We start from the raw sequence: 17,788 nt of genomic DNA, 5'->3' as shown, positions 1-17,788 counted from the left end.
ACTCATCCATTGCTTCGGCCTGTGGCGAGGAAGCTTGAGTGGCCTGGCGGAAAAGCTCCCCGGGCTGCGATGTGGATCAAAGGAAAGAACGTAAGTGCTTGAAGTGCTTGTAACTTGCGCTCAAGCCGCTACAATGGCGCGGCTCGCCGGACTGGCGAGCTCTCGCGATGGTGGCCCTGTCGGTCCCCCCGCAACGATTACTCGCTTACCTGGTCAGGTCCGGAAGGAAGCAGCCAAGGCGGGGACATTGTGTGCCGGGGTGTGGCTGGCGGGGCCGCCTCCATTTCGGAGCCTGGAAAATGGCCCGCCTCGCGGCCTGTCGAGCGCTACCCGTCTCAGCGGTAGTGATCCAGGATCTGCTCGATCTTCCCCGACGCCTTGATCTTCGCCAGCACCGAGAGCACCTCTTCGGCGCGGACTTCGGGCGCGTCCAGCACCATGCACGACAGCGGGGTCTCCTCGATCACGCTGGCGGTTCTCAGGCGCTCCGCCTCGGGCAGATCACGGTTGAACCAGTTCAGCGCGAACTCGCTGCTGATCGCATATTGATAGCGTCCGATGCGCAGCTTCTTCAGCACCAGCTCCTGGTTGCGCGCGTCGTCGCGGATCAGCCAGTGGCTGTCCAAAAGCGGCTGCAGGCGGGGGTAGTGGTAGCCCAGCACCGTGCCGATGGACTGGCTGGGGAGGGTTTCGAGGTTTTCCGCAGGGGCGTCGCGGACCACCAGCAGGTCGCGCTGCAACATCAGTGGTGCAGTCCAGCGGTAGTCCTTGAACTCGTGCTCGATCCAGGTGCGCGAGACGTAGCAGCGCACGTCCACGGAGTGAGTGAGCAGCGCCTGTTCGATGCGGGCGCGGGGCACGATGTGGAACGCCGGTGTCCGTCCAAGCTCGCGGGCCGTCTCGTTGAACAGCTCGAACAGGATGCCGCCGGTCAGTTCGCCATTTTCGATCTGCGCCAGCGGCATCGCCCAGCTGTCGACCACCGAGAAGCGCAGGGGACGGTCGTCGGCCTGGGCGAGGGTGGCGGTCAGCAGCAGGGCGGTGGCGAGGAAGCGCATCAAGGCTCCGTTGATGGCAGAACGACGACACAATGCCGTGTAGCCCGGCCCTTGCCAAGATGCGACAACGTCCGGTGCGGACATCGAGTGCAATTTACGGTCCGCTTCGCTAGGATTAGCGCACTTCTGCTCACCTGTCGCGATGGATTTCAATGAGTTATCAGGTTCTTGCCCGCAAATGGCGTCCGCGCTCGTTCCGCGAAATGGTCGGCCAGACCCATGTGCTCAAGGCCCTGATCAACGCGCTGGACAATCAGCGCCTGCACCACGCCTACCTGTTCACCGGGACCCGCGGCGTGGGCAAGACCACCATCGCGCGCATCCTGGCCAAGTGCCTGAACTGCGAGACCGGCGTCAGCTCCACTCCGTGCGGACAGTGCTCGGTGTGCCGCGAGATCGATGAGGGCCGTTTCGTCGACCTGATCGAAGTCGACGCCGCCAGCCGCACCAAGGTCGAGGATACCCGCGAGCTGCTCGACAACGTGCAGTACTCGCCGAGCCGCGGCCGCTACAAGGTCTACCTGATCGACGAAGTGCACATGCTCTCCAGCCACAGCTTCAACGCCCTGTTGAAGACCCTGGAGGAGCCGCCGCCCCATGTGAAGTTCCTGCTCGCCACCACCGACCCGCAGAAGCTGCCGGTCACCATCCTCTCGCGCTGCTTGCAGTTCTCCCTGAAGAACATGCCGCCGGAGCGCGTGGTGGAACACCTGACCCACGTGCTGGGCGCCGAGAACGTGCCGTTCGAGGACGATGCGCTATGGCTGCTCGGCCGCGCTGCCGACGGCTCCATGCGTGACGCCATGAGCCTCACCGACCAGGCCATCGCCTTCGGTGAAGGCAAGGTGCTGGCCGCCGATGTGCGTGCCATGCTCGGCACCCTGGATCACGGGCAAGTCTACGGCGTGCTTCATGCGCTGCTGGAAGGCGATGCCCGCGCGCTGCTGGAGGCGGTACGCCACTTGGCCGAGCAGGGCCCGGACTGGGGCGGCGTGCTGGCCGAGATACTCAACGTGTTGCACCGCGTGGCCATTGCCCAGGCGCTGCCCGAGGCAGTGGACAACGGCCAGGGCGACCGCGACCGTGTGCTGGCGCTGGCCCAGGCCTTGCCAGCCGAGGACGTGCAGTTCTACTACCAGATGGGCCTGATCGGCCGTCGCGACCTGCCGCTGGCGCCCGATCCCCGCGGCGGCTTCGAGATGGTCCTGTTGCGCATGCTGGCGTTCCGCCCGGCGGATGCCGACGGCGCACCGAGGTCACCACTAAAGGACCTGGGGATCAGCAAGGCCACGGCTGATTCCAACCAGAACCCAGTGGCCGGCGCCGCCGTTGTGGCGCCGGTTGCATCCATTGCTGCTCCGGCTGTTGCGCCTGCACCGGTAGTGCCGGTTGCTGCGGTTGTGCCTGCTGTTGCCGCGCCTCAGCCGGCTCCGGCTCCGGCTCCGGCTGCGCAAGCCGAACCAGCCGTTGCGCCGACTCCGGTTGTCCAACCTGTGCCTGAGCCGGCTCCGGTGGAGCCGGAAGCCGCCGTGCAACTCGAGCCGACGGCGCCGGCTGCCGAGCCGGAACAAGCCGTCGCCGAGGCGCCGATCGATCTGCCGTGGGACGAACCTGCCGCACCGGTTGCCGCGGCTCCAGCGCCAGTCGAGACTGCTGCACCTGCACCTGCACCTGCACCTGCACCTGCACCTGCAGTTGCAGTTGCCACGCCGGCACCGGTGGAAGCGCCTGCGCCCAAGGTCGAAGAGCCGGCCCCGATAATCGCCGAAGTTCCGGCCGAGGACGACGACCGCGATGACGAGCCGCCGCCCGCCGAGGACTACTACGAAGTCGACATGGAGTCCTACGGCTACCTCGAGAACGAGGCGCCGCAGGAGCAGGCCGAGCCCGAACCCGAGCCCGCCGCCATGCCGGCAACCGGCCTGGCTGCCGAGTGGCTGGACCTGTTCCCGCGCCTGGGCCTGGCCGGCCTGACGGCCAGCATCGGCGCCAACTGCACGCTGGTCGCCGTCGAGGGCGATACCTGGCACCTGCACCTGGATCCGGGCCAGAGCGCGCTGTTCAACGCGACCCAGCAGCGTCGCCTGAACGATGCGCTGAACCAGTTCCACGGTCGTACGCTGACCCTGCAGGTGACCCAGCAGAAGCCCGAGCAGGAAACCCCGGCCCAGGCCGCCGCGCGCAAACGTGCCGAGCGCCAGCGCCAGGCCGAGGCGTCGATCGCCGCCGACCCTTATGTGCTACAGATGAAGCAACAGTTCGCCGCGGTCGTCCGCGACGGTACTATCGAACCCCTGGAGGCCAAGGCTTGAGCCTGGGTCGACGACTGAACGAATCGAGGAACTCGACATGATGAAAGGTGGCATGGCCGGCCTGATGAAGCAGGCCCAGCAGATGCAGGAAAAGATGCAGAAGATGCAGGAAGAGCTGGCCAACGCCGAAGTGACCGGTCAATCCGGCGCCGGCCTGGTGAGCGTGGTGATGACCGGTCGCCACGACGTCAAGCGCGTCTCCCTGGATGACAGCCTGATGCAGGAAGACAAGGAAATCCTCGAGGACCTGATCGCCGCCGCGGTGAACGACGCCGTGCGCAAGATCGAGCAGAACAACCAGGAGAAGATGTCCGGCATGACCGCTGGCATGCAATTGCCGCCCGGCTTCAAAATGCCTTTCTAATCCAGGCTCTGCCCCTGTAGGAGCGAGCTTGCTCGCGAACGCTCTTCCGGCCTCTTCGGCCTGGCAGGGTTCGCGAGCAGGCTCGCTCCTACAGTCGTTCTAACCTCCGGAAATTCGAGACCGTCCCATGAGCTTCACGCCGCTGATCCGCCAACTGATCGACGCCCTGCGCACCCTGCCCGGAGTGGGGCAGAAGAGTGCCCAGCGCATGGCGCTACAGCTGCTGGAGCGTGACCGCAGCGGCGGCCTGCGCCTGGCGCAGGCGCTGACCCAGGCGATGGAAGGCGTTGGCCACTGCAAGCAGTGCCGTACGCTGTCGGAAGACGAGTTCTGCCCGCAGTGCACCGACCCGCGCCGCGATGACAGCCTGCTGTGCGTGGTGGAAGGGCCGCTGGACGTGTTTGCTGTCGAGCAGACCGGTTATCGCGGCCGCTACTTCGTGCTCAAGGGACACCTGTCGCCGCTGGATGGCCTGGGCCCGGAAGCCATCGGCATTCCTGAGCTTGAGGCGCGAATCAAGGCCGGCAGTTTCAGCGAGATCATTCTCGCCACCAACCCCACGGTGGAAGGCGAGGCGACCGCCCACTACATCGCCCAGTTGCTGGGCGGCGGTGACCTGGTGCTGTCGCGCATCGCCCACGGCGTGCCGCTGGGTGGCGAACTGGAACTGGTGGACGGCGGCACGCTGGCCCACGCCCTGGCAGGACGCCGGCCGATCAGCAACTGACAGATTCGAACAAGGCCGGAGAGATTCCGGCCTTATTGCATTCGGGGTCAGCAGGCGCAGCTGATGCCTTGACTGTCGGCACGCCGCGATTCTTCCACTGCGCCAACCAGCGCCAGCCCCTCGTCCAGCCAGCCAGTCACGCCACCGATCATCTCCTTCACCGGCAGGCCCAGCGCTGCGAGCTTGGCGGCAGCGCGGTGCACGCCGTTGCAGTGCGGGCCTGCGCAGTAGACGACGAACAGGGTACCCGCCGGAAACTGCGCCATGCGTCGTGCGTCGATCTCCCGTGTTGGCAGGTTCAGCGCGCCGGGTACATGGCCACGGGCGAAGGCAGCGGCGTTGCGCACATCGAGCAGGACGAAATCCTGCTCGCCATTCTGCAGGGCGTCGTTCACGTCCGAGCAGTCGGTCTCGAAGGCCAGCCGATGGCTGAAATGGACAAGGGCGTCGGCGGGCAGGGCGGCGGGGAATTGGCTGACAAGGCTGGGCATGACAAGGCTCCTGGGGAAGATGGGGCCACTGTATGCAGCCGCGAAAGCCGGCTAAAGTGGCGGCCTGGACAGTGATCGGAAGTTTTCCGCCAAATGCAGCGTGATCCCCTCGCAGTGGCCGTTCTCGCTTACGACGGCCTGTGCACCTTCGAATTCGGCATCGCCGTTGAGATCTTCGGCCTGCCGCGCCCCGAATTCGACTTTGCCTGGTATCGCCACCGCATCGTTGCCGTCGACGCCGGACCGATGCGCGCCATGGGCGGCATCCACGTGCTGGCCGATGGCGGGCTGGAGGCGCTCGAAACGGCTGGCACTATCATCGTGCCGGGCTGGCGGGACCGCGCCGAGGCGCCGTCCGCCGAGCTGGTACAGGCGCTGCGCAAGGCCCACGACCAGGGCGCACGACTGCTGTCGATCTGCTCGGGCGTCTTCGTCCTGGCAGCCACCGGTTTGCTCGACGGCCAGCGTGCCACCACGCACTGGCGCTATGCCGAGGAGCTGGCCGAACGCTTCCCTGGCATCGAAGTGGATGCGCAAGTGCTCTATGTCGATGCCGGACAGGTGATTACCTCCGCTGGCAGTGCAGCGGGCATCGATGCCTGCCTGCATCTGGTGGCGCGGGATTTCGGCGTACAGGTGGCCAATAACGTGGCTCGCCGGCTGGTCATGTCGCCGCAACGCGCTGGCGGCCAGGCGCAGTTCATCCCCGCGCCCGTGGCCCAGGCGCCCCGCCACGATCTCGCCGGGCTGCTGGACTGGGCCCGCCAGCGTCTGGACCGATCCATCTCGGTGGGCGAACTGGCCAGCCGCGTGGCGATGAGCGAACGCACTTTCCTGCGCCGCTTCAGCGAAGCCACCGGTATGACGCCCAAGGCGTGGTTGCAGCACGAGCGTATGGCGCGAGCCCGTGAACTGCTGGAAGGCAGCACCGACAGCGTCGAGCGAATCGCCGAGCAATGCGGCTTCGGCACCGTGGAAAGCTTCCGCAACGCCTTTCGTGGCGCGGCCGGGGTGGCACCATCGATTTACCGCGAGCGATTCGGGACGGCGTATCTGTCCTAGCCGATGGCGGGTGTCTCGCCTTGTAAACCAAGCAAGCGCTAGGTAAGTTTCACGCAAACCGTCTGGAGCCTTGCCATGTCCGTGTTCACCGAGTACTTCGATGACAGCCACCGCCTGGTCCGCGACAGCGTACGGCGCTTCGTCGAGCGGGAAATCCTGCCCCATGTCGCTGACTGGGAGGAGGCCGAGGAGTTTCCCCGCGAGCTGTACCGCAAGGCCGGCGAGGCGGGCATCCTTGGCATTGGTTATCCGGAAGCGCTTGGCGGCAGCCACGAGGGCGATCTGTTCGCCAAGGTGGCAGCCAGCGAAGAGCTGATGCGCTGCGGCTCCGGTGGGCTGGTGGCGGGGCTGGGCTCGCTGGATATCGGCCTGCCGCCCTTGATCAAGTGGGGCCGCCCGGAGCTGCGTGAACGCATCGCGCCGCAGGTGCTGGCCGGCGAGAAGATCATGGCGCTGGCGGTCACCGAGCCGTCCGGCGGCTCCGACGTGGCCAGCCTGAAGACCCGCGCCGTGCGTGATGGCGACCACTACCGCGTGAGCGGCAGCAAGACCTTCATTACCAGCGGCGTGCGTGCCGACTACTACACCGTGGCCGTCCGCACTGGCGGCGACGGCTTTGGTGGCGTCAGCCTGCTGCTGGTGGAGAAGGGCGCTCCCGGCTTCACGGTCAGCCGCAAGCTGAAGAAGATGGGTTGGTGGGCATCGGACACCGCCGAACTGTTCTTCGACGACTGCAAGGTGCCGGCGGAAAACCTGATCGGCGCCGAGAACATGGGCTTCGCCTGCATCATGGCGAACTTCCAGAGCGAGCGCCTGGCGCTGGCGATCATGGCCAACATGACTGCGCAACTCGCCCTGGACGAAGCGCTGGCGTGGTGCCGCGAGCGCGAGGCGTTCGGCAAGCCGATCGGCAAGTTCCAGGTGCTCAAGCATCGCTTGGCGGAAATGGCCACTCAGGTCGAAGTGTCCCGAGAGTTCACCTATCGGCAGGCGGCGAAGATGGCGGTGGGCAAGAGCGTGATCAAGGAAATCTCCATGGCCAAGAACTTCGCCACCGACATCGCCGACCGGGTGACCTACGACGCGGTGCAGGTGCTGGGCGGCATGGGCTACATGCGCGAGAGCCTGGTGGAGCGGCTGTACCGCGACAACCGCATCCTCTCCATCGGTGGCGGCACGCGGGAGATCATGAACGAGATCATCGCCAAGCAGATGGGGCTTTGAGATGCCCTGGGGTTCAGGTGAAGTCCATCCCGTAGCGCGTCTTGCCGCAATGCAGGCAGCGGAAGTGATAGATCGCCGGGTTGCCCGCTGGCTCGTAGTGCTCGATCACCTGTAGCCAGGTTTTTTCCGGCCAGCCGAAGTCGGCGAAGTGCCCGGCCAGTTCGGCGGCGCCGAGGGCGATGATGTCCTCCCGCCTGGCGTCGCCGTGGAAGGCGCAGGCGTCGCCGCAGCAGTTCAGCCAATGCTCTTGCTGCCAGGAGGCGAACCCCGGCGTGCGTTCGCAGACTTCGCGCACCACGGCATCGGGTACTCCGGCGTCCAGCAGCGGATAGTCATCGGCGAAACTGGCCTCGAAACGCTCTGCAGCGCTGCCGTCGGCGATGCACCAGGGACACAGGCAGTTTTCCGGCAGGTCGTGTCGCGTGTACACCGAGGCGGTGTAGACGTAGCCGCGCTTTTGGCCGCAACACCGGCAGGTTTCTGCCGAGGCCACCACGCTGCCGGTGGAAAGCGGTTCGGGGTGGTAGCGGAAGGTGGGCAGTGTCTGGCTCATGGTCGTCATCCCTGGTGTTGTTCCCTGGCAGCGGCTTGCCAGTATAAACAGCGATAAGCGAATGACGGGGCGTCCTGGCAACGGAAAAAAACGGCGCCCATCCGGGGGTAAGGGGGATGGGCGCCGGTCCGACAGGGAAAAGGGATTCGTTGCGGCAGAGCCTTACTTGGCCTCGTAACCCTCGGCGGCTGACTTGCGCTTGGGTTTCGGAGCGAAGCGCTTGGCCAGCTTCATGCTGCCGGTGACCACCTTCTGATACCAGACCGGCAGCAGGCGCAACATCACGTCGATGGCGTGGGCGTCCGGGCCGATCAGGATGCGCCGCGAATCACGCTCCACGCCGCGAATGATCACCTGCGCAGCTTTCTGTGGCGTAGTGCGCAGCAACTGGTCGTTGAACTGGGTACGCGCAGCTTCCGCGTTCTGCCCGGTGACCTTGACCATGCTGTCGTTCATCCGCGCGGTCTTGGCGATATTGGTCTTGATGCCACCGGGGTGAACACAGCTGGCCGAAACGCCTGCGCGCTCCATGTCCAGCTCCTGGCGCAGCGATTCGGTGAAACCGCGTACGGCGAACTTGGTGGCGTTGTAGGCGCTCATACCCGGCTGGGAGAACAGCCCGAACACGCTGGAAACGTTGACGATGTGGCCGTCTCCGGATGCCTTCAGGTGCGGCAGGAAGGCCTTGGTGCCGTAGACCACGCCCCAGAAGTTGATGTTGGTGATCCACTCATACTCTTCATAGTCACTGGCTTCCACGGTGCCGGCGTGGGCGACGCCGGCGTTGTTGAACACCAGGTTGACCTTGCCGTGCTCGCGGGCGGCCTTGTCGGCCCAGGCGTGCACCTGCTCGCGGTCGGCGACGTTCACGGTGTCGATGGACACGCGCACGCCGGTGGAGGAGAGCAACTGGCGGGTTTCCTCGAGGCCTGCGGCATTCACGTCCGCCAGAGCCAGGTGACAGCCGCGGGAGGCGAGTTCGATGGCCAGGGCGCGACCGATGCCCGAACCCGCGCCGGTGATCGCGGCGACCTTGTTCTCGAAGTTCTTCATGCCGGCACCTCTTCTGCGTGGCGTTGGGGTTGGACGACAGGGCTGGGCAGCGGCTTGGACTTCAGATGATAGGCGCTGGGATCGAATTGGCTGGTCAGCGCGCGGAAGCGCCAGGTGAAGCCCGGCCACAGGGTGCAGTTGCGCCCGCTCACAGGGTGCAGGTACCAGCTCTTGCAGCCGCCGGTGTTCCACACGCTGTGGTTGAGGCCGCGCTGCAGCTTGGCGTTCCACTGGTCCTGGACGTCGCTCTTGACCTCCACGCTCTGCAGCTCGCGGCGGTCCATCAGCTTGATGGCGCCCAGCACGTAGGTGATCTGCGACTCGATCATGTAGACCATGGAGTTGTGGCCCAGACCGGTGTTCGGGCCCATGAGGAAGAACAGGTTGGGGAAGCCGCGGGTCATGGTGCCCTTGTAGGCTTCCGGGCCGTTCTGCCAGGTATCGAGCAGGTCCACGCCGTCCTTGCCGAATACCACGCCACGCGGGATCGGATCGTTGGCGGTGAAGCCGGTACCGAAGATGATGGCGTCCACCAGCCGCTCGCGGCCGTCGGCGGTGATGATGCTGCTGGCCTTGATCTCGCGGATGCCGTCGACGATCACCGAGGAGTTGGAGGCGGCCAGCGCCGGGTAGTAGTTGTGCGACATGAGCACGCGCTTGCAGCCGATGGTGTAGTCCGGGGTCAGCTTGCGGCGCAGGTCCGGGTCCTTGACCTGCTGGCGGATGAAGCGTTCGGCCAGCCTGCCCACCAGTTTCATCGCCCAGGGCGCGAAGGTGAAGCCCAGCACACGGCCTTCTAGCATGCTGTAGAGGGCGCCGCGCCAGAGCTTCTGTACCGCCGGGAAGTGACGGAAGCGCGCGCGCTCCTTCTCGCTGATGGCACGGTCCGGCTTGGGCAGGATCCACGGTGCGGTGCGCTGGTAGAGATCGAGCTTGGCCACCAGCGGCTGGATTTCCGGGACGAACTGGATGGCTGAGGCGCCGGTGCCGATCACCGCCACACGCTTGCCCTTGAGGTCGTAGTCATGGTCCCACTGCTGCGAGTGGAAGGCCTTGCCCTGGAAATTCTCCAGGCCCTTGAGCGCCGGGATAGAGGGAATCGACAGGGCGCCCATGCCCGACACCACGGCCTTGGCGGTGTAGTGGTTGCCGGCGGCGTCGAACAGGTGCCAGAGCTGCTGCTCATCGCTCCACTCGAAACGCGCCATCTCGGTGTTGAGCAGCGTCTTGTCTTCCAGTCGGTACTTCTTCCAGCAGTTCTCCAGGTAGGCGCGGATCTCCGGCTGGCGGGCGAACATGCGCGTCCAGTCCGGGTTCGGCTCGAAGGAGAAGGAGTAGACGTGGGATTGCACGTCACAGGCGCAGCCCGGGTAGTTGTTGACCCGCCAGGTGCCGCCGACGCCGGCATCCTTTTCGAACAGCAGGAAATCGTTCTCGCCTTCCTGCTTCAGGCGGATCGCCATGCCCAGCCCGGAAAACCCGGTGCCGATGATGGCGACCTTGCAATGTCTGGGGGCAGTCTTTGGTTGGGTACTCACAACCGTACTCATGGCCATGCTCCTGTTATGATTATTGCTGGCGTATACAACTGTCTACGTGATGGAATGTAGACATCTGTATACTTCAGGAACAACCAACCTTAGATGGGGTCGGCCGCCAGACACATGGAAATCGAACAGGAAGAACGGCCAACGCAGGCCGCCGGCAAGCGCGCACTGATCGACGCGGCGCTGCGCCTGGCGGCCAGCCGGCGCAGCCTGAGCAGCCTCGGGCTGCGGGAGCTGGCGCGGGAAGCGGGGTTGAACCCGAACACCTTCTACCGGCATTTCAGCGACGTGGACGACCTGGGCCTGGCGATCATCCGCGACATCGCTACCCAGTTGCGCCAGCCGTTGCGCGACCTGCGCCGTGAGGCGGCCGAGCGCGCGCTATCGGGGGCGAGCGCGGCCAGTGTGCCGTTCGGCCTGGACCTGGAGCGCGGCCAGCGCGTCACCCGGGAGACTGTGCGGCTGTTCTTTGATTTCGTCGAGCGCAACCCGCAGGCTTTCATCATCGGCGTGCGCGAGTTGCACGGACCGTCGCCGGTACTGCGTGAGGCACTGGCGCGGGTGATGGACGAATTCGGCGAGGACATGGCCGAGGACATCCGCCAATTCCATCTGCTACCGGACGTCGAGGTGGGCGAACTGGACCAGCTGTCGCGGCTGATCAGCCGGCAGCTGTTCCAGCAGTCGCTGGACTACCTGGAGCGCCCGCCGGAGTTGCGCGAGGAGGTCTGCGCCCTGGCCCAGCGACAAATCCTGTTGCTCTTCACCGGTGTCGCGGTCCTGCAGACCCTGGGAATGTTGGATAGGCTCTGAGTCTGCTTAGACTGTCACGGGAGCCTCACCATGTTGCCTTTTCCCCTCTTCGGCGGCTGCGCCTGCGGCGCGGTGCGCTACCGCGTGGATGCGCAACCGGAGGAAACCGGCTATTGCCACTGCCGCATCTGCCAGAAGGCCAATGCCGCGCCGGCTGTTCCGTGGGCGGTGATTGCGCTGACGGGGTTTGCCTACACCGCCGGCGAACTCGGCCTGTGGCGCTCCAGTGAAGACGGCGAGCGGCGCTTCTGCGTGAAGTGCGGTACGCCCATGGAGTTCCGCGTGCGTGACGGTGAAACGGTAGGGCTGAACATCGTCACCCTGGACGAGCCGGAGCGGATCGAGCCGCAGTGCCACGTATGGTGTTCGTCGCAACTGTCTTGGTTCGACACGGTCGATGACCTGCCGCGGCGCTCCGAGGGCTGAAATGAGCCCGTCGTGGTTCTACAGACCCAATTGCGCCTTGAGCAGGAGCGCGTAGCCCAGCGCCATCAGTGCCCAGCCGCACAGCGGCCCGAACACCCAGCGCCAGGGCAGGCCGCGTGGGTCGAAGCCCACCCCATGGACGAAACCGGCGCTGACCCCGAGCATCGCCAGCATCAGCAGGCCATGGCTGTAGCGGCCCTGGGTGTCGAGCATGGCGGCGGGATGGATCAGCAGGACCAGCGCCAGGGGAATCGCCAGCAGCAGTGACAAGGTGCGGCTGGCGGGGTGGCGCAGGAAGGCTGCGTCAGTCGTCGTCACTGTCCAGATCCTGAGTGGTTTCCAGCCACAGCGCATTGATGATGCCGAAGCTGCAGGCCAGCAGGACGCCGAGTATCCAGGTGAAGTACCACATGCGGTTGCTCCTTCAGTAGAGGCCGTGGGAGTTGGCTTCGATGTGCTTGCGGTTCAGGCGGCCCCACATCTTCACGTAGCCCCACAGCGTGTAGCAGAGGATCAGCGGTACGAAGATGCAGGCCACGACGAACATGATGCCCAGGGTCTTGTGGCTGGAAACCGCGTCCCACATCGTGAGGCTCGCCGCCGGGTTCTCGCTGGAGGGGAAGACGAAGGGGAACAGCGCGAAGCCTGCCGTGCACAGGGTGCCGATGATCGCCAGGGCGCTGCCCAGGAAGGTCAGGCCGCCGCGCCCGCCGCTGGCCGCGGCCAGGGCCAGCAGGCCGCCGAGGATGCCGACCATGGGGGCGGCGATGGTCGCGGGGTAGGCGTGGTAGTTGGCCAGCCAGCCGGCGTTGGACAGCGCAACTTCCTTGTTCAACGGGTTCAGAACCGCATTGCCGTCGATGCTCGAGAGCAGGGCGAAGCCGTTCATGCCCAGGCTGACCCAGGCACCGGCAGCGATGAAGGTCAGCAGGTAGACCAGTGCGCACAACTGCGCGGCCCGCCTGGAGCGCTCAGCCAGTTCTCCGTCGGTGCGCAGCATCAGCCAGGCGCCGCCGTGCAGGCAGAGCATGCTCAGGCTGACCACTCCGGCGAGCAGGGCAAAGGGGTTGAGCAGGGCGAAGAAGCTGCCGTGGTAGGACGGCCGCATCATCTCATCGAGGCTGAAAGGCAGGCCCTGGAACAGGTTGCCGAAGGCCACGCCGAACACCAGCGCCGGGACGAAGCCACCGACGAACAGCGCCCAGTCCCAGACCGCACGCCAGCGCTGGTTTTCCAGTTTGCTGCGGTAGTCGAAACCGACGGGGCGGCAGAACAGGGCGAAGAGCACCAGCAGCATCGCCCAGTACAACCCGGAGAACGCGGTGGCATAGACCATCGGCCAGGCGGCGAACAGGGCGCCGCCGGCGGTGATGAACCAGACCTGGTTGCCGTCCCAGTGCGGGGCGATGGTGTTGATCGCCACCCGTCGTTCGCTGTCGGTCTTCGCCACGAAGGGCATCAGTGCCATGGCGCCCATGTCGAAGCCATCGGTGAGGGCGAAACCGATCAGCAGCACACCGATCAGCACCCACCAGGTCAGTTTCAGCGTTTCGTAGTCCATGATCGTCTCCTTACGCCGTGGCCGCGCCGCTGGCCGCATGGCCCTGCTCGAAGTGGTAACGGCCGGTGTGCAGGCTCGATGGGCCGAGGCGGGCGAACTTGATCATCAGGTACATCTCCACCACCAGCAGCAGGCTGTAGAAGGCGATCAACGCCAGCAGCGAGCCCCAGACATCGCCGGTGCTGAGGCTGGAAGCGGACAGGTGCACCGGCAGTACCTCACCGATGGACCAGGGCTGGCGGCCGTGTTCGGCGACATACCAGCCGGTCTGCGCGGCCAGCCAGGGCAGTGGCAGGCTCCACAGCGCCCATTTGAGCAGCCAGCGCTTGCGCTCCTCGTTCTTGCGCGCCGAGGCATAGAACGCACAGGCGAACAGAGCGAGCATGAGGAACCCGCAGCCGACCATGATGCGGAAGCTGAAGAACAGGGTGAACACATCGGGGATGGTGTCGAGGGTGGCCAGGCGAATCTGCTCTTCGGTCGCGTCCACCACCTCGGGCGTGTACTTCTTCAGCAGCAGACCGTAGCCGAGGTCGTTCTTCACCTGATTGAACTGCGCCAGGGTAGCCTCGGATTTGTCACCGCCGCGCAGCTTCTGCAGCAGGGCATAGGCGGTCATGCCGTGACGGATGCGCGCCTCGTGATGCGCCAGCAGGTCCTTGATCCCGGTGACCTCCTTGTCCAGTGAGCGAGTGGCGATCAGGCCGAGCACATAGGGGATCTTGATCGCATAGTCGGTGCGCTGCTCCTCCTGGTTGGGCAGGCCGATGAGCGTGAAACCGGCGGGGGCAGGATGGGTTTCCCATTCCGCCTCGATGGCGGCCAGCTTGGTCTTCTGCACGTCGCCGATCTCATAGCCCGACTCGTCGCCAAGGATGATCACCGAGAGGATCGAGGCCAGGCCGAAGGCCGAGGCGATGGCGAAGGAGCGCCGGGCGAAGCCCTGGTCGCGCTTTTTCAGCAGGTAGTAGCTGGAGATGGCGAGGACGAAGATCGCCCCGGTGACGTAGCCGGCGGCGACGGTATGGACGAACTTGACCTGGGCCACCGGGTTGAACAGCAGCGCACCGAAGTCGGTGAGCTCCATGCGCATGGTCTGGAAGTTGAACTCCGCGCCCACCGGGTTCTGCATCCAGCCATTGGCGATCAGGATCCACAGCGCCGAAAGGTTCGAGCCCAACGCCACCAGCCAGGTCACCGACAGGTGCTGGACCTTCGACAGGCGGTCCCAGCCGAAGAAGAACAGGCCGATGAAGGTCGATTCGAGGAAGAAGGCCATCAGGCCTTCGATGGCCAGCGGCGCGCCGAAGATGTCACCGACGTAGTGGGAGTAGTAGGCCCAGTTGGTGCCGAACTGGAACTCCATGGTCAGCCCGGTGGTGACCCCCAGGGCGAAGTTGATGCCGAACAGCTTGCCCCAGAACTGGGTCATGTCCTTGTACACCTGCTTGCCGGTCATCACGTAGACCGACTCCATGATCGCCAGCAGGAAGGCCAGGCCGAGGGTCAGCGGCACGAACAGGAAATGGTACATGGCGGTCATCGCGAACTGCAGGCGCGACAGGTCTACGACGGCTTCGGAAATCATCGGGCGCTCTCCTTCTCGGCGTCGCTCGGGCGGCTGTCGCCGAGCAGGTGTTGGCTGGTGACGCGGGAGCCGTCATCGGGGACGGTAGGCTGGTCGAACCAGACGGCCTTGATGACCAGTAGCAGGGTCAGCTTGATCAGCAGGATGAGGGTCAGCTCACGGACGAGCGGAACCTTCCAAGGGGAGGGGGCTTGGTGGGGCATCTAACCTCCTTGGCTCGCAATTCGTGACATGGTTCTGCATGAGCTGCGCGTTCCATTGGACTCCGGAAACCCTGCTCAGTGTAGTGACTGGTTGTCGCGGTGCGCGGTGAAAATGAAAAACGCCAGGCGATGCCTGGCGTTTTTCGACGTTGAGGGCGGTTTGGCGAAGATCAGCCGGCGAAGTCCAGCTGCTCTTTCCAGCGGGTTTCCAGCGCCTTGGTATCGTGGTCGAAGGGGTGGAAGCCGGGACGGAAATAGTCCAGCCAGGGGCGGATCAGGTTGACGAAGTAGCCGCGGCGCGGGTGCAGCAGCACGCCCAGGCCATGCTTCCAGCTGCGCCAGTTGAACAGCTGGCCATCGCGGCGCAGCAGGTTGATCTGGAAGCCGGCGATGACGCTGAGGAAGATCACGGTGGTCAGCAGCATCACCGCGGTGCGGGTGAAGTAGCCGCCGTAGACCTGCTGGTAGACATCGTAGGCCACCGCCTTGTGTTCATTCTCCTCGACGGCATGCCACATCCACAGCTTGTACATCTTGTCCGACTTCATCTGGCCGCTCAGGTCTTCGCGCTTGAGCAGTTGTTCGGCCATGGTCGCGGTGAAGTGTTCCAGGGCGCAGGTGATCGCCAGCTGATGCTTCTTGGTGGTGACCTTGCTGATCGATTCGAGCAGCACCTTGATGCGCAGTTCCAGGGTTTCCAGGTCGATGCCGTGCTCGTCGGCGTATTCGTTGTAGGCCGCGTGCTCCTTGGAGTGCATGGCCTCCTGGCCGATGAAGGCGCTGACGTCCTTCTGCAGCTGCGGGTCCTGGATGCGCTCGCGCACCGCACGCACGCTGTCGACGAAGAACTTCTCGCCGTAGGGGAACAGCGAAGACAGGTTGTTCATGAAGTGGGTCATGAAGGGCTGCCCGTCCCACCAGTACTTCGGGGTTTCACTGAAGGTGAAATCCATGCGGCGGACCGGGAAGTTGGCGCGGATCGGCGTGGTACTGGCGTTCATGACTAACTCCTTGTTGTTGTGCGGGCGGGAGCGAGGTGCGTGGCAGGTACGGCACCCAGGCAAGCCCTGTCGTTAGTTCGCGATGCCACCTTCGAATGTGTCATCGGTTGATGTCATGTTCGGAGTCTTGTCGGACAATCGCCAGGTCATTTCCGGCCGCGGCAGGGTCGAATCAGGCCAAAGCGGTCATCACCAGCCATTGGATGGGGCGCCCGTGCGAAGGCCGGAAACGAAAACGGGCGCCGTAGCGCCCGCTCTCGGAAACAGCGCCGATCAGGCTTCGTCGAGGGCGAAGGCGGTCAGGCTGTAGGTGGAAATCTGCGCGTCGTTGAGCTTGGTCGAACCGCCCAGTTCCGGCAGGTCGATGATCGCAGCGGCCTCGAACACGCTGGCGCCCATGCGGCGTACCAGTTGCGCGGCGGCCAGCAGGGTGCCGCCGGTGGCGATCAGGTCATCGAAGATCAGCACGCTGTCGCCTTCGCACAGGCTGTCGGCGTGGACTTCCAGCAGGGCCTCGCCGTACTCGGTCTCGTAGGCCTGGGCCAGTACGTCGGCCGGCAGCTTGCCGCGCTTGCGGAACAGCACCAGAGGCTTGTTCAGTTCGTAGGCGATGATCGAACCGATCAGGAAGCCGCGCGCATCCATGGCGCCGATGTGGGTGAAGTCGGCCTCGACGTAGCGCTGGATAAAGCTGTCGGCGACGAAGCGCAGGGCTCGCGGCGACTGGAACAGCGGGGTGATGTCGCGGAACATGACGCCGGGCTTGGGAAAGTCGGGAACGGCACGGATCACGGACTTCAGGTCGAGTGGGTTGAGGATCATGCTGGATGTGCACCTGATGCGGTTTTTGCAGAGGCCAAAGTATAACGGGCCCGCCGTGTGGCGAGCCCGTTTTCGATGACCGGAAAGTCAACCGGACGGTCAGCTTTCAGGTAGATCAGCTTTCCAGTTGGCCACCTGCCAGTGCGCACAGCTCGATGGAGTCGAGGATGTGCACTTCCTTGCCTTCGGCGGCGATCAGGCCGTTCTGCTGGAAGCGGGTGAACACGCGGGAGACGGTTTCCACCGCCAGGCCCAGGTAGTTGCCGATTTCGTTGCGCGACATGGCCAGGCGGAACTGCTGGGCCGAGAAGCCACGGGCGCGGAAGCGCGCGGAGAGGTTCACCAGGAAGGTGGCGATGCGCTCGTCGGCGGTCTTCTTCGACAGCAGCATCATCATCTGCTGGTCATCGCGGATTTCCCGGCTCATCACCCGCAGCAACTGGCGGCGCAGTTGCGGCAGCTGCTCGGAGAGTTCGTCCAGGCGTTCGAAGGGGATTTCGCACACCGAGGTGGTTTCCAGGGCCTGGGCCGATACCGGGTAGCTCTCGGTGTCCATGCCGGACAGGCCGACCAGCTCGCTGGGCAGGTGGAAGCCGGTGATCTGCTCTTCGCCGCCGTCGGTGATGCTGAAGGTTTTCAGCGCGCCGGAACGCACGGCGAAGACGGAACCGAAGGCATCGCCCTGGCGGAACAGGAACTCGCCTTTCTTCAGGGGGCGGCCGCGCTTGACGATCTCATCGAGGGCGTCCATGTCGCTGTGGTTCAGCGACAGGGGCAGGCAGAGGGGAGCCAGGCTGCAATCCTTGCAGTGCGCCTGTGGCAGTGCGCGCACTTTGATGGTTTCGGCCATGAGTGTTCCTTGAATGGGATGGCACACAAAAACCAAGGGTACCGCAGACGGCAAGTCGCGCGCCAGTTGGCGACCTGTCTGAATCGCTGGTTCCAGCGACGGGGATGAGGAAGTGCGGCGGGGTATCGGGGCT

19 protein-coding genes, 1 other RNA gene and 1 pseudogene are annotated in these 17,788 nt (G+C 64.9%); 8 read left to right on the top strand and 13 right to left on the bottom strand.

What is annotated here, in order from left to right:
• Window positions 1–177: 177 nt before the first annotated feature.
• Window positions 178–274: signal recognition particle sRNA small type (gene ffs, locus PNI01S_RS01745), an RNA gene on the top strand.
• Between the two features lie 61 nt (window positions 275–335).
• Here the strand turns inward: ffs and PNI01S_RS01740 are convergent.
• Window positions 336–1,058: a substrate-binding periplasmic protein gene (locus PNI01S_RS01740; protein WP_024763915.1), complete on the bottom strand. Its 723-nt coding sequence runs from the start codon at window positions 1,056–1,058 to the stop codon at window positions 336–338.
• A 152-nt stretch (window positions 1,059–1,210) separates the two neighbouring features.
• On the opposite strand from PNI01S_RS01740, the gene dnaX reads away from it, so the two are divergent.
• The 3 genes from dnaX (at window position 1,211) to recR (ending at window position 4,461) form a co-directional block, all read left to right on the top strand.
• Complete coding sequence (dnaX, locus tag PNI01S_RS01735; RefSeq protein ID WP_084357314.1) at window positions 1,211–3,370, top strand: DNA polymerase III subunit gamma/tau; 2,160 nt, start codon at window positions 1,211–1,213, stop codon at window positions 3,368–3,370.
• Window positions 3,371–3,407: 37 nt separating this feature from the next.
• Window positions 3,408–3,734: a YbaB/EbfC family nucleoid-associated protein gene (locus PNI01S_RS01730; protein ID WP_017516839.1), complete on the top strand. Its 327-nt coding sequence runs from the start codon at window positions 3,408–3,410 to the stop codon at window positions 3,732–3,734.
• A gap of 127 nt (window positions 3,735–3,861) precedes the next feature.
• Window positions 3,862–4,461 (top strand): recombination mediator RecR, encoded by a 600-nt coding sequence (recR, locus tag PNI01S_RS01725; protein ID WP_024763918.1) that lies wholly within the window; start codon window positions 3,862–3,864, stop codon window positions 4,459–4,461.
• 47 nt (window positions 4,462–4,508) lie between these two features.
• On the opposite strand, the gene PNI01S_RS01720 is transcribed toward recR, so the two are convergent.
• On the bottom strand, window positions 4,509–4,952 hold the full coding sequence (locus PNI01S_RS01720) for a rhodanese-like domain-containing protein (protein ID WP_084357313.1): 444 nt from the start codon (window positions 4,950–4,952) through the stop codon (window positions 4,509–4,511).
• Between the two features lie 93 nt (window positions 4,953–5,045).
• Between PNI01S_RS01720 and ftrA the strand changes: the two genes are divergently transcribed.
• Both ftrA and PNI01S_RS01710 read left to right on the top strand, forming a co-directional pair.
• Window positions 5,046–6,014, top strand: a complete 969-nt coding sequence (gene ftrA, locus PNI01S_RS01715; protein WP_084357312.1) for a transcriptional regulator FtrA — start codon at window positions 5,046–5,048, stop codon at window positions 6,012–6,014.
• Between the two features lie 75 nt (window positions 6,015–6,089).
• Window positions 6,090–7,238, top strand: coding sequence for an acyl-CoA dehydrogenase family protein (locus tag PNI01S_RS01710; protein ID WP_024763921.1), 1,149 nt, complete (start codon window positions 6,090–6,092; stop codon window positions 7,236–7,238).
• A 13-nt stretch (window positions 7,239–7,251) separates the two neighbouring features.
• Here the strand turns inward: PNI01S_RS01710 and PNI01S_RS01705 are convergent, their stop codons facing one another.
• The 3 genes and pseudogenes from PNI01S_RS01705 to PNI01S_RS01695 form a co-directional block, all read right to left on the bottom strand.
• The gene (locus PNI01S_RS01705; RefSeq protein ID WP_024763922.1) at window positions 7,252–7,791 is read right to left on the bottom strand and encodes a CbrC family protein; all 540 of its coding nucleotides are present in this window, start codon (window positions 7,789–7,791) and stop codon (window positions 7,252–7,254) included.
• 162 nt (window positions 7,792–7,953) lie between these two features.
• Window positions 7,954–8,844, bottom strand: a complete 891-nt coding sequence (locus PNI01S_RS01700) for an SDR family NAD(P)-dependent oxidoreductase (RefSeq protein WP_037008764.1) — start codon at window positions 8,842–8,844, stop codon at window positions 7,954–7,956.
• Window positions 8,841–10,432, bottom strand: a pseudogene (locus PNI01S_RS01695) (flavin-containing monooxygenase). Before PNI01S_RS01695 ends, PNI01S_RS01700 begins: the two are co-directional and overlap by 4 nt.
• 76 nt (window positions 10,433–10,508) lie before the next feature.
• On the opposite strand from PNI01S_RS01695, the gene PNI01S_RS01690 reads away from it, so the two are divergent.
• Both PNI01S_RS01690 and PNI01S_RS01685 read left to right on the top strand, forming a co-directional pair.
• Entirely contained in the window at window positions 10,509–11,204 is a 696-nt protein-coding gene (locus PNI01S_RS01690) for a TetR family transcriptional regulator (RefSeq protein ID WP_024763925.1), read from the top strand.
• A 30-nt stretch (window positions 11,205–11,234) separates the two neighbouring features.
• The gene (locus PNI01S_RS01685) at window positions 11,235–11,630 is read left to right on the top strand and encodes a GFA family protein (protein WP_084357311.1); all 396 of its coding nucleotides are present in this window, start codon (window positions 11,235–11,237) and stop codon (window positions 11,628–11,630) included.
• A gap of 18 nt (window positions 11,631–11,648) precedes the next feature.
• On the opposite strand, the gene PNI01S_RS01680 is transcribed toward PNI01S_RS01685, so the two are convergent.
• From PNI01S_RS01680 to anr, 8 genes are all read right to left on the bottom strand, one after another.
• Window positions 11,649–11,948 carry a cyd operon YbgE family protein gene (locus tag PNI01S_RS01680; RefSeq protein WP_024763927.1) on the bottom strand — a complete coding sequence of 100 codons (300 nt, stop codon included), beginning with the start codon at window positions 11,946–11,948 and terminating at the stop codon, window positions 11,649–11,651.
• Window positions 11,935–12,042, bottom strand: a complete 108-nt coding sequence (gene cydX, locus PNI01S_RS01675) for a cytochrome bd-I oxidase subunit CydX (protein ID WP_024763928.1) — start codon at window positions 12,040–12,042, stop codon at window positions 11,935–11,937. Before cydX ends, PNI01S_RS01680 begins: the two co-directional genes overlap by 14 nt.
• A gap of 12 nt (window positions 12,043–12,054) precedes the next feature.
• Window positions 12,055–13,194 (bottom strand): cytochrome d ubiquinol oxidase subunit II, encoded by a 1,140-nt coding sequence (cydB, locus tag PNI01S_RS01670; RefSeq protein ID WP_084357591.1) that lies wholly within the window; start codon window positions 13,192–13,194, stop codon window positions 12,055–12,057.
• Between the two features lie 7 nt (window positions 13,195–13,201).
• Complete coding sequence (locus PNI01S_RS01665) at window positions 13,202–14,779, bottom strand: cytochrome ubiquinol oxidase subunit I (protein ID WP_084357309.1); 1,578 nt, start codon at window positions 14,777–14,779, stop codon at window positions 13,202–13,204.
• A complete protein-coding gene (gene cydP, locus PNI01S_RS01660; RefSeq protein ID WP_054910523.1) occupies window positions 14,776–14,982 on the bottom strand; it encodes a cytochrome oxidase putative small subunit CydP in 207 nt (68 codons plus the stop codon). The genes PNI01S_RS01665 and cydP overlap by 4 nt, the downstream gene beginning before the upstream one ends.
• 170 nt (window positions 14,983–15,152) lie before the next feature.
• On the bottom strand, window positions 15,153–15,983 hold the full coding sequence (locus PNI01S_RS01655) for a metal-dependent hydrolase (RefSeq protein WP_024763932.1): 831 nt from the start codon (window positions 15,981–15,983) through the stop codon (window positions 15,153–15,155).
• A 273-nt stretch (window positions 15,984–16,256) separates the two neighbouring features.
• A complete protein-coding gene (locus tag PNI01S_RS01650) occupies window positions 16,257–16,805 on the bottom strand; it encodes an adenine phosphoribosyltransferase (protein WP_024763933.1) in 549 nt (182 codons plus the stop codon).
• A 115-nt stretch (window positions 16,806–16,920) separates the two neighbouring features.
• Entirely contained in the window at window positions 16,921–17,655 is a 735-nt protein-coding gene (gene anr / locus PNI01S_RS01645; protein ID WP_024763934.1) for a transcriptional regulator Anr, read from the bottom strand.
• Window positions 17,656–17,788: the final 133 nt, after the last annotated feature.

It is taken from the genome of Pseudomonas nitroreducens NBRC 12694, assembly GCF_002091755.1.
In the GTDB taxonomy this organism is placed as follows: domain Bacteria; phylum Pseudomonadota; class Gammaproteobacteria; order Pseudomonadales; family Pseudomonadaceae; genus Pseudomonas; species Pseudomonas nitroreducens.
This window is presented reverse-complemented; position numbering and strand designations above follow the sequence as displayed.

What these genes read in the sequence shown, in the direction of transcription:
- PNI01S_RS01740 (WP_024763915.1), bottom strand. Translation starts at nt 1,058, where the DNA reads ATGCGCTTCCTCGCCACCGCCCTGCTGCTGACCGCCACCCTCGCCCAG.
- dnaX (WP_084357314.1), top strand. Translation starts at nt 1,211, where the DNA reads ATGAGTTATCAGGTTCTTGCCCGCAAATGGCGTCCGCGCTCGTTCCGC.
- PNI01S_RS01730 (WP_017516839.1), top strand. Translation starts at nt 3,408, where the DNA reads ATGATGAAAGGTGGCATGGCCGGCCTGATGAAGCAGGCCCAGCAGATG.
- recR (WP_024763918.1), top strand. Translation starts at nt 3,862, where the DNA reads ATGAGCTTCACGCCGCTGATCCGCCAACTGATCGACGCCCTGCGCACC.
- PNI01S_RS01720 (WP_084357313.1), bottom strand. Translation starts at nt 4,952, where the DNA reads ATGCCCAGCCTTGTCAGCCAATTCCCCGCCGCCCTGCCCGCCGACGCC.
- ftrA (WP_084357312.1), top strand. Translation starts at nt 5,046, where the DNA reads ATGCAGCGTGATCCCCTCGCAGTGGCCGTTCTCGCTTACGACGGCCTG.
- PNI01S_RS01710 (WP_024763921.1), top strand. Translation starts at nt 6,090, where the DNA reads ATGTCCGTGTTCACCGAGTACTTCGATGACAGCCACCGCCTGGTCCGC.
- PNI01S_RS01705 (WP_024763922.1), bottom strand. Translation starts at nt 7,791, where the DNA reads ATGAGCCAGACACTGCCCACCTTCCGCTACCACCCCGAACCGCTTTCC.
- PNI01S_RS01700 (WP_037008764.1), bottom strand. Translation starts at nt 8,844, where the DNA reads ATGAAGAACTTCGAGAACAAGGTCGCCGCGATCACCGGCGCGGGTTCG.
- PNI01S_RS01690 (WP_024763925.1), top strand. Translation starts at nt 10,509, where the DNA reads ATGGAAATCGAACAGGAAGAACGGCCAACGCAGGCCGCCGGCAAGCGC.
- PNI01S_RS01685 (WP_084357311.1), top strand. Translation starts at nt 11,235, where the DNA reads ATGTTGCCTTTTCCCCTCTTCGGCGGCTGCGCCTGCGGCGCGGTGCGC.
- cydX (WP_024763928.1), bottom strand. Translation starts at nt 12,042, where the DNA reads ATGTGGTACTTCACCTGGATACTCGGCGTCCTGCTGGCCTGCAGCTTC.
- PNI01S_RS01665 (WP_084357309.1), bottom strand. Translation starts at nt 14,779, where the DNA reads ATGATTTCCGAAGCCGTCGTAGACCTGTCGCGCCTGCAGTTCGCGATG.
- cydP (WP_054910523.1), bottom strand. Translation starts at nt 14,982, where the DNA reads ATGCCCCACCAAGCCCCCTCCCCTTGGAAGGTTCCGCTCGTCCGTGAG.
- PNI01S_RS01655 (WP_024763932.1), bottom strand. Translation starts at nt 15,983, where the DNA reads ATGAACGCCAGTACCACGCCGATCCGCGCCAACTTCCCGGTCCGCCGC.
- PNI01S_RS01650 (WP_024763933.1), bottom strand. Translation starts at nt 16,805, where the DNA reads ATGATCCTCAACCCACTCGACCTGAAGTCCGTGATCCGTGCCGTTCCC.
- anr (WP_024763934.1), bottom strand. Translation starts at nt 17,655, where the DNA reads ATGGCCGAAACCATCAAAGTGCGCGCACTGCCACAGGCGCACTGCAAG.